The 9,123-nt window shown below is 72.4% G+C and carries 9 protein-coding genes; 1 reads left to right on the forward strand and 8 read right to left on the reverse strand.

Translation table 11 applies throughout. From position 1 onward, the window contains the following. The 8 genes from apgM to VMN58_02315 form a co-directional block, all read right to left on the reverse strand. Positions 1 to 906 (reverse strand): 2,3-bisphosphoglycerate-independent phosphoglycerate mutase (gene apgM, locus VMN58_02280; GenBank protein HUF32020.1); only part of this gene is annotated, 906 nt, incomplete at its 3' end. Positions 907 to 1,027: 121 nt separating this feature from the next. After that, complete coding sequence (gene thrC, locus VMN58_02285) at positions 1,028 to 2,431, reverse strand: threonine synthase (protein ID HUF32021.1); 1,404 nt, start codon at positions 2,429 to 2,431, stop codon at positions 1,028 to 1,030. Beyond that, a complete protein-coding gene (locus VMN58_02290; protein HUF32022.1) occupies positions 2,428 to 3,717 on the reverse strand; it encodes a homoserine dehydrogenase in 1,290 nt (429 codons plus the stop codon). The genes thrC and VMN58_02290 overlap by 4 nt, the downstream gene beginning before the upstream one ends. 68 nt (positions 3,718 to 3,785) lie before the next feature. Next, entirely contained in the window at positions 3,786 to 4,067 is a 282-nt protein-coding gene (locus VMN58_02295) for a hypothetical protein (protein HUF32023.1), read from the reverse strand. 8 nt (positions 4,068 to 4,075) lie between these two features. Beyond that, entirely contained in the window at positions 4,076 to 5,344 is a 1,269-nt protein-coding gene (lysA, locus tag VMN58_02300) for a diaminopimelate decarboxylase (GenBank protein HUF32024.1), read from the reverse strand. Continuing rightward, positions 5,341 to 5,718: a response regulator gene (locus tag VMN58_02305; GenBank protein HUF32025.1), complete on the reverse strand. Its 378-nt coding sequence runs from the start codon at positions 5,716 to 5,718 to the stop codon at positions 5,341 to 5,343. Before VMN58_02305 ends, lysA begins: the two co-directional genes overlap by 4 nt. Positions 5,719 to 5,758: 40 nt before the next feature. Next, positions 5,759 to 6,184, reverse strand: coding sequence for a thioesterase family protein (locus VMN58_02310; protein ID HUF32026.1), 426 nt, complete (start codon positions 6,182 to 6,184; stop codon positions 5,759 to 5,761). Next, on the reverse strand, positions 6,181 to 7,989 hold the full coding sequence (locus tag VMN58_02315; GenBank protein ID HUF32027.1) for an acyl-CoA dehydrogenase family protein: 1,809 nt from the start codon (positions 7,987 to 7,989) through the stop codon (positions 6,181 to 6,183). Before VMN58_02315 ends, VMN58_02310 begins: the two co-directional genes overlap by 4 nt. A gap of 80 nt (positions 7,990 to 8,069) precedes the next feature. Here VMN58_02315 and VMN58_02320 point away from each other — a divergent pair. Beyond that, on the forward strand, positions 8,070 to 9,123 hold a 1,054-nt coding region (locus tag VMN58_02320), incomplete at its 3' end, for a hypothetical protein (protein ID HUF32028.1).

Genomic DNA, 9,123 nt, shown 5'->3' on the forward strand with positions numbered 1-9,123 from the left:
CCAGCGCTCGAGGGCGATGAGCTTCTCCTCGAGGTTCCCGGCGTGGCCGGCCTCGTCGGTGGCCTCCACGTGGATGACGAACAGGTCGGCGCCGTCGGCCAGCGTGCGCAGGCAGGCGTCGCGCTTGCCCTCGTAGTTGGTGTCGAACCACCCGGTGGCGCCGGGGACCTCGACCACCTCGATGCCGGTGAGCACGCCGAGGCCCCTGATGAGGTCGACGGCGGTGCACAGCGCGGCCCGCAATCCGTGCACTTCGGTGAACGACGGCAGCACCGGCTGGCGGCCCTGGCCCCACAGCCAGATCTGGTTGGCCGTGCCGCCGAAGCCGGCGACCACCTCGCGCGAGGCGTCCATGAGCGCCTGCACCCGGGGGGCGGCCGGTCCGCTCGGCCACACGACCGGCTTGTCGCTCAGGTCGTGGGGCGGCGGCGAGGTCACGTCGGCCCACGAGGCGGGGGCGATCACGATGTGGCGGTACTGCACGCCGGGGTGGAACGAGACCTCGTCGGTGCCGAGCGCCTCCTGGAGGGCCAGCACCACCTCGCGGGCGTCCTCGGTGGACGGGTGGCCGCCGGCGAAGTCGACCATGGTGCCGTCGTCGCCGATGGTCACCAGGTTGCAGCGGAAGGCGATCTGGTCGGGGCCTAGGCGTAGGCCAAGGGCGGCGGCCTCGATCGGGGCCCGGCCCGAGTGGTAGCGGGCGGGGTCGTAGCCGAGGATGCTCATGTTCCCGATGTCGCTACCGGGCGGCATCCCCTCGGGGATGACCGCGGCGCGGCCCACCTCGCCCCGGGCGGCCAGCGCCGCCAGGTTGGGCATGGAGGCCGCCTCGAGCGGGGTGCGACCGCCGAGCTCTTCGAGGGGCTCGTCGGCGCAGCCGTCGGGCACGCACACGACGTATTTCATGAGCGGGCCTTCATGAGCGCGCCTGGGGACAGGCCGTGGGGCTGGGCATCATCTGGGGGGACCTCCTCGGCGCCGAGGCTACCGGCGCCCGGTGGCCCCGCTGCCGGGGAGAGGCCGACGCCTAGGAGTGGACGCCGCGGGCGTGCTGGTAGACGTGGTGCTGGATGGTCCGCAGGTCGTTCGGGAGGGTCACGACGTGCTCCTCGCGGTCGAAGAGGTCGTCGAGCCGCTCGGGCAGGCCGGGGCGGATCCCGGTGGCGGCCTCGACCTCGTCGGGGAACTTGGCGGGGTGGGCGGTCGCCATCGAGACCATGGGCACCGACGGGTCGCGCTGGCACACCGAGGCGGCCGCCAGGCTGATGGCGGTGTGGGGGTCGACCAACACGCCGGTGTGCTCGAGGGTGGCGGCGATGACCCGGGCGACGGCGTCGTCCTCGAAGCGCGCCCCGTCGAAGACCTCGCGCAGCGAGCCGTGCACGTCGGGGCCGAAGTCGACCCAGCGCTCGTCGCGGAAGCGAGCCATCTGGTCGGCGACCCACTCGCCGTCGCGGCCGCTCAGCTCGAACAGCAGCCGCTCGACGTTGCTCGACACCTGGATGTCCATCGCCGGGCTGGTGGTGGCGTGCACCTCGGTGATCTCCATGGCGCCGGACTCGAGCCAGCGGGTGAGGATGTCGTTGCGGTTGCTGCCGATGATGAGCTGGCGGATGGGGACCCCCATCTGGCGAGCGACGAAGCCGGCGAAGGCGTTGCCGAAGTTGCCCGAGGGCACCGAGAAGGCGACCTCCCGACCCGGCGCGCCGAGGGCCCGGGCAGCGGTGACGTAGTAGACGACCTGGACCATGATCCGGGCCCAGTTGATGGAGTTCACCGCCGACAGCCGGAGCTGGTCGCGGAAGGCCTCGTCGTTGAACATGGCCTTCACCAGGTCCTGGCAGTCGTCGAAGGTGCCCTCCACCGCGATGTTGTGGACGTTGACCGAGTCGACGGTGGTCATGAGGCGGCGCTGCACCTCCGACACCCGCCCGGCGGGGTGGAGGATGAAGATGTCGAGGGCGTCGCGGTCGCGGCAGGCCTCGATGGCGGCCGAGCCGGTGTCGCCCGAGGTGGCGCCCACGATGGTGAGCCGCTCGCCGCGCCGCTGGAGCACGTAGTCGAAGAGCCGGCCGAGGACCTGCATGGCCACGTCCTTGAACGCCAGCGTGGGGCCGTGGAACAGCTCGAGGAGGTGGGTGCCCCGCGACAGCGGCACCAGCGGGCACACCTCGGGATGGTCGAAGGTGGCGTACGCGGCGGCGACGATGGCGGCGAAGGTGTCCTCGTCGATGGTGGCGCCGAGGAAGGGCCGCATGACCCGCGTCGCCACCTCGGCGTAGGGGGCGTCGGCGGGCAGCTCCCAGACCTCGGGGCCGAGCTGGGGCCACCACTCCGGCACGTAGAGGCCGCCGTCGCGCGCCAGGCCGCTGAGCAGGGCGTCGTCGAAGCCGAGCACGGGGGCTCGGCCGCGGGTGCTCACGTAGTTCACGACTCGTCGCCCATCACCCGCAGCAGGCTGGTGACCCGGCGGACGACCTCGAGGTCGTCGATGTCCCGCAGGGTTGCCTGCATGGTGGCCTCGTTGGTGGTGTGGGTGATGAGGTGGAGGCGGGCCTCGTCCTCGAGGCCGTCCTGCTCCATGGACCGGATGGAGACGCCGTGGTCGGCGAACACCCCGGCCACCGCGTGCAGCACGCCGGGGCGGTCGGCCAGCTCGAGGTTGATGTAGTACTCCGAGCGGACCTCGTCGACGGGGCGGATCGTGGCCCGAGGCAGGGCGCCGATGGTGGCGCTGGAGCCCTTCCGGCGGTTGGAGGCGGCGTCGATGAGGTCGCCGAGGATGGCGGTGGCGGTGGGGTCGCCGCCAGCGCCGCGGCCGTAGAGCATGACGTCACCCACGGCGTCGCCCTCGATGAACACGGCGTTGAAGCTCTCGCGCACCGCGGCGAGGGGGTGGTCGGCGGGGACCATGGCGGGGTGGACCCGCACGGCGATCGAGCCGTCTTCGTGGTGCTCGGCCACCCCCAGCAGCTTGACCACGTAGCCGAGGCGGGTGGCGTAGTCGATGGTCTCGGACGTGACCGCGGTGATGCCCTCGCAGTAGACGTCGTCGGCCACCACCGACGCTCCGAAGGCGACGCTGGCGATGATGGCGACCTTGGCCGCGGCGTCGAAGCCGTCCACGTCGGCGGTGGGGTCCCGCTCGGCGTAGCCCAGCTCCTGGGCCTCGGCCAGCGCCTCGTCGTAGCCGGCGCCCTCCTCGGTCATGCGGGTGAGGATGTAGTTGGTGGTGCCGTTGACGATGCCCATCACCCGGCGGATGCGCTCCCCGGCGAGCGACTCCCGCAGGGGGCGGATGAGGGGGATTCCGCCGGCGACGGCGGCCTCGAAGAGCAGGTCGACCCCGGTGCGCTCGGCCGCGGCGAAGAGGTCGGCGCCCACCTGGGCGATGAGCTCCTTGTTGGCGGTGACGACCGGCTTGCCCGCGCCGAGGGCGGCAAGGATGAGGGTGCGGGCCGGCTCGATGCCGCCGATGACCTCCACGACCACGTCGATCGACGGGTCGGACACCACCTCGGCGGCGTCGGTGGTGAGGATCGCCTCGGGCACTCCGGCGGCGATGGCACGGTCGGGGGTGCGCACTGCCACCCGGGCGATCTCGAGGCGTAGCCCGGTACGGGCCTCGATGGCGTCGCCCCGGGACGCGAGGAGCCTGAGGACGGCAGAGCCCACGTTGCCGCAGCCGAGGAGGCCGATCCGGACGGGTTCGGTCATGGCGGGCAACGCTACCGGTCGCCGGTGTCGCAGCCGGACTCGAAACGGGGCTCAGGTGCGCGTGACCGTCACGTCTCGGTGGTGTGCTCCGGTCGGCGCTCGTTGGCGGCGGTGAGGGCCCGGCGCTGGCGGGCGCGGCGGGCCTCGTAGGCGGCGTGGGCGGCGTCGGAGCCCTCCCGCTGGCGGGCGCCGACCACCCCGAGGACCACGAGGATCGCTGCGGTGGGCACACCGACGATCACGCCGAGCACCACGCTGCCGGTGAGTGCGTAGAAGACACCGCCGTCGAGGAGTCCGCAGAGCACCCCCACGGCACCGATGATCACCCACCGCCTCATGGGCTTGGGCACCGGCGCGCTCACAGGTCGAGGCGCAGGAGGTCGTCGTAGGTCTCGCGCCGCACGACGAGGCGGGACTCGCCGTCGGCCACGAAGACCACCGGCGGGCGGGTGACCTTGTTGTAGTTGGAGCCCATGGAATGGCCGTAGGCACCGGTGACCGGGGTGGCGAGCACGTCGCCCACCCGGAGGTCGGCGGGCACCTGGGCGTCGCGCACGAGCACGTCGCCCGACTCGCAGTGCTTGCCGACCACGGTGACGGTGTCGGGGCGCTCGGCGGCGGTGGCGCGCGGGAGGAAGGCCTCGTAGCCGCTCCCGTAGAGCACGGGCCGGGGGTTGTCGCTCATGCCGCCGTCGACCGACACGTAGGTGCGGATGCCCGGCAGCTCCTTGATGGTGCCCACGGTGTAGAGGGTCACCGCCGCGCCGGCCGCGATGGAGCGGCCCGGCTCGATGCCGATGCGGGCGGTGATCCCCGCCTCGGCGCACGCCTGCTGGAGCACCGCCGCCCACTCGGTGATCGAGGGGGCCTCCTCCCCCACCACGTAGGGGACGCCGAGACCGCCGCCGAGCGACAGCTCGGGCAGGTCGAGCTCGTTGACGAACGGAGCGAGCACGTCGACGGCCATGGCGAACGAGGTGGTGAGGAAGATGTTTGAGCCGATGTGGGCGTGGACGCCCACCAGCTCGACGGCGCTCGATGCCCGGGCCCGGTCGACGGCCCGTCGGGCGGCACCGTTGGCCAGACCGAAGCCGAACTTGGAGTCGTCCTGGCCGGTCTGGACGAACTGGTGGGTGTGGGCCTCGACCCCGGGCGTGATGCGCAGCAGCACCTGGGGCGCCCGTGCCCCTCCGTCGACCAGGCGCTCGATGCGGTCGAGCTCGTCGTCGCTGTCGACGACGATGCGGCCCACGCCCCGCTCGAGGGCCACCGCCAGCTCGTCCTCGGACTTGTTGTTGCCGTGGAGGACCATCTTCGAGCCGGGGACGCCGGCAGCGAAGGCCACGTGCATCTCCCCGCCGGTGGACACGTCGATGCCCATCCCCTCCTCCACCACGAGGGCGGCCATGGCCTTGCAGAGGAAGGCCTTGGAGGCGTAGGTGGCCCCGTCGCCGAAGGCGGCGACGGCCTCCCGGCAGCGTTCGCGCAGGTGGAGCTCGTCGTAGACGAACAGCGGGGTGCCGTGCTCGGCGGCGAGGTCGAGCACGTCGATGCCGCCGATGGAGAGGCGACCGTCGTCGGCCACCTGCGCCGTCATCGGCAGCAGGTGGGGCGGGAGGGCGGTCACGTCTTCGGCAGGAGGGCCTCGACCCGCTCGATCAGCTCGAGCGGCTCGAAGGGCTTGGTGATGTAGTCGTCGGCGCCGGCGTCGCTGCCGTCGCGCAGGTCGGACACCTGGGCTCGGGCCGACAGGAGGATGACCGGGATCGACGCGGTGTCGGCGTCGGCCTTGAGGGCGGCCACCAGCTCGAGGCCGTTCATCTTCGGCATCATGACGTCGCTGACGATCACGTCGGGCCGGCTGCTCCTGGCGACGGCGAGGCCCTCCTCGCCGTCGGCCGCGGTGAGGACCTCGAAGCCCTCCATCTCGAAGTTGACCTCGAGGAGCTTGAGGATCACCGGGTCGTCGTCGACCACGAGCACGCTTCGTCCGTCTGCCACGCGACGATGCTACCGGTGAGGGGTGCCCGGCCCGGCCCGTTCAGTCGCCGAGCAGGCTCTCCAGGCGCTGGCGGAAGGCCCCGTCGATGGCGGCAGGGGCGCCGTCGCGCACGAAGACCAGGACGCCTTCGGCGGTGGCCAGGCACCGCTCGTCCTTGAACACGCCGTGGACCACCGTGAAGCTGGTGCGGCCGATGCGTTGGAGGCGGGTGCCGATCCGGACCTCACCCGGGTAGTGGCCCTGGGCCCGGTAGTCGATGGCCAGCCGGGCGAGGATGAAGCTGGCGCCGGGGTCGTCGTCGACGCGCAGGTCGTGCCCGAAGGCAACCCGCCCGGTCTCCACGTAGGCGGCCATGGCCACGTTGTTGATGTGGCCGACGGCGTCCTGGTCGGAGAAGCGGACCCGGTCGGTCGCCCAGTGGGAGAACGACCCGGGACCGGTGGGGTCGGGCCCGTCGCCGCTCACGCGGTCGGCGCGGGCTGCCCGCCCGAGAGGGGGGCGTCGACGAGGGCGCCGTCCCACAGCTCCTTGAACCGGTCGATCTCCTCGGCCGGCTCGTCGATCACGGCGAGCGGGTCGCGCTCGGCGAGGTGGTCGCGGGCGAAGAGCCGGGCCACCAGCGCCTTGCGGTCGCTGCCGAGGGTGGATGACTCCCAGGCGGCGGCCTCCACCAGGAGGGCGGCGGCGTAGACGTCGGCCATGGCCTTCGACAGCGGGTAGAGGCGGGCCTCGCCGGCAGCCCGCTCGAGGGCCCGCCAGCGCTCGATGGCGGCCTCGAGCTCGTCGATGCGCCGGCGCACGAGCACCGCCGTCTCGTCGTCGTCGGGGGCGGCGGCGCACGCCGTGCGAAGGCGGTCGAGGAAGGGCACGTGGGCGTCCTCGCGCTCGATGGCGCGGCGCACGTCGAGGCAGAGGATGTTGTCGGCGCCCTCCCAGATGGTGTTGACCTGGGCGTCGCGAAGCAGGCGAGCCACCGGCCACTGCTCGATGTAGCCATTGCCGCCGTGGACCTCGATGGCGTCGCTGGCGGCGGTGATGCCCAGGCGGGCGGCGAAGAGCTTGATGAGCGGGGCGCCGATGCGCAGCCTGGCCGGGCCCATGTAGCCGTCGAAGCACAGCGCCTGGGCGGCTTCGACCTCGACGATGAGCTCGGCGATCTTGCGCTGCATCAGCGGCTGGGCGGCCAGCGGCGCCCCGAAGGCCTCCCGGGCCTCGGCGTAGCGCATTGCTTCGACCATGGCCCGCCGTGCCACGCCGAGACCCATCATGGCGATGCCGAGCCGCGAGGCGTTGGTCATCTGCATCATGCGCGACAGGCCCTGGCCGTCGTTGGTGGCCGCCGCCGGCGTCGAGCCGTCGCTGGGGCCGGAGGGGGCGAGGAGGAAGGCCTCGGCGTCGACGAACTCGACCTCGGCGGAGGCCACGGCGTTGGTGCCCAGCTTGTCCTTGAGCCGGCGGAGGCGGATGCCGTTGCGGCTGCCGTCGCGGCGGTCCCACAGCACGAGGAACGAGGCGATGCCCCGGGCCCCGTCGGGGGCGCCCTCGGGCTTGGCGAGGACCACGAAGGCGGAGCCGTTGGCGTTGGAGGCGAACCACTTGAAGCCGCTGAGGCGCCAGGCGTCGCCGTCGGGCACGGCGGTGGTCTCGAGGGCGGCGAGGTCGGAGCCGCCGGTGCGCTCGGTGAGCATCTGGGACGCCTCGCCGGCGAGGGCCTCGCCGGTCATGAGCTCGCGCACCCGCGCCTTGATGTCGTCGGGGGCGTAGTCCTCCACCAGGCGCACGACCATGTCGCCGCCGGTGCCGAGGGCGCAGTACATGCCGATCTCGGCCTGGCAGAGCATGTAGATCCAGGCGGCGTCGAGGGGGCGGGAGTCGACGCCGGCCTTGCGGGCCTCCTCGCGGAACGCTCCGCCGAAGGAGTTGGCCCGCAGCTCGGCCTTGGACTCCTCGAAGCTCTGGGGCATCACCACCCGGCTGATGTCGTGGCCCCAGCGGTCGTACTTCTCGAGGCGGGGCGGGTTCTTGTCGGTGATCTCGGCCCGCTCGGCGATGGGCCCGCCCATGAGCTCGCCGATGCGGTCGAGGTGGGGCTCGGCCCAGGCCAGGGCGTCGTCGCCGAGGTGGCGGCGCATGGCCGCCTGGAGGGTGGGGTCGCAGCGGTACCAGTTGAGGCCGGCCGCGCCCTGGTAGCGCTCGGTCGCGTAGCGCCGCGTCTTGTCGGCCGTGTTGAACGGCAGCGAGTCGACGGGCTCGGACAGGTACGACGCCATGGGTCGAGCGTAGCGACGGCCCGCGGCCTGGTCAGCAGGCCGACAGAGGAGATGGGGGACGTCGTCCCGAACAGGGAGGGATGCGCCTTCGTCGCCCGTCCCTGTTCGTCTCGCTGCTCGTCGCCACCCTGGCCGTGGGCCTCGCGCCCTCGGCGTGGAGCGACGCCGGCACCCGGACGGGGTCGTTCACCGCGCTGAGCTACAACGTGGCCGGCCTCCCGGAGGCCCTGTCCGGCTCGGACCCGGCGACCAACTCGCCGCTCATCAGCCCGCTGCTCAACGCCTACGACCTGGTGCTGCTGCAAGAGGACTGGGCCGACCACCTCCACGACGCCCGGGAGGCAGGGCTGGTCGGCGACGAGGTCCCGCCGTTCATGTACCACCACCTCGTGGTGGGCGACGCCGACCACCCCTACCGCTCCGAGCCCGCTCGGCACCCGTACGGCGTGGAGGTGCGCCGGGGGGCGTCGGGGCCGACGCTGCTGTCCGACGGGCTCAACCGCCTCTCACGATTCGCCTTCGGGCCGCTGACCCGGGAGATGTGGGAGGACTGCTACGGCGACCTGGCCTACGTGGTGGGCGAGGAGGTCCTCGGCGCCTCCGGCCTCGACGACGTGCTCATCGACGCCGGTCTCGGGGCGGTCAACGACGAGGTCGACGGCGGCAAGTCGGACTGTGCGGCCCAGAAGGGGTTCTCGATGGCCCGCACCGAGCTGGCGCCCGGGGTGACGGTCGACGTCTACAACCTCCACGCCGACGCCGGCGGCGGCGAGCGCGACCAAGAGGCCCGAGTCGACAACTACGCCCAGCTCGCCGCGTTCGTGAACGAGCACTCCGCGGGGCGCGCGATCATCCTCGGCGGCGACACGAACCTGAAGATCGACAACCCCGACCGGAAGTTGGATGCGGAGGTGTGGTCCGACTTCCTGGCCACCACCGGCCTGGTCGACGTGTGCCAGGCGCTCACCTGCCATGACGACGACATCTCCATCGACAAGTTCGCCTTCCGCAGCGCCAAGGGTCTCGAGGTCATCCCCCAGACCCACTCCTTCGAGCGGGACACCTTCGTCGACGGCGACGGCGAGCCGCTGTCGGACCACGACCCGCTCGCCGTCCGCTTCCGATGGGTGGCAA

This window comes from Acidimicrobiales bacterium, assembly GCA_035512495.1.
Taxonomy (GTDB): domain Bacteria; phylum Actinomycetota; class Acidimicrobiia; order Acidimicrobiales; family CADCSY01; genus DATKDW01.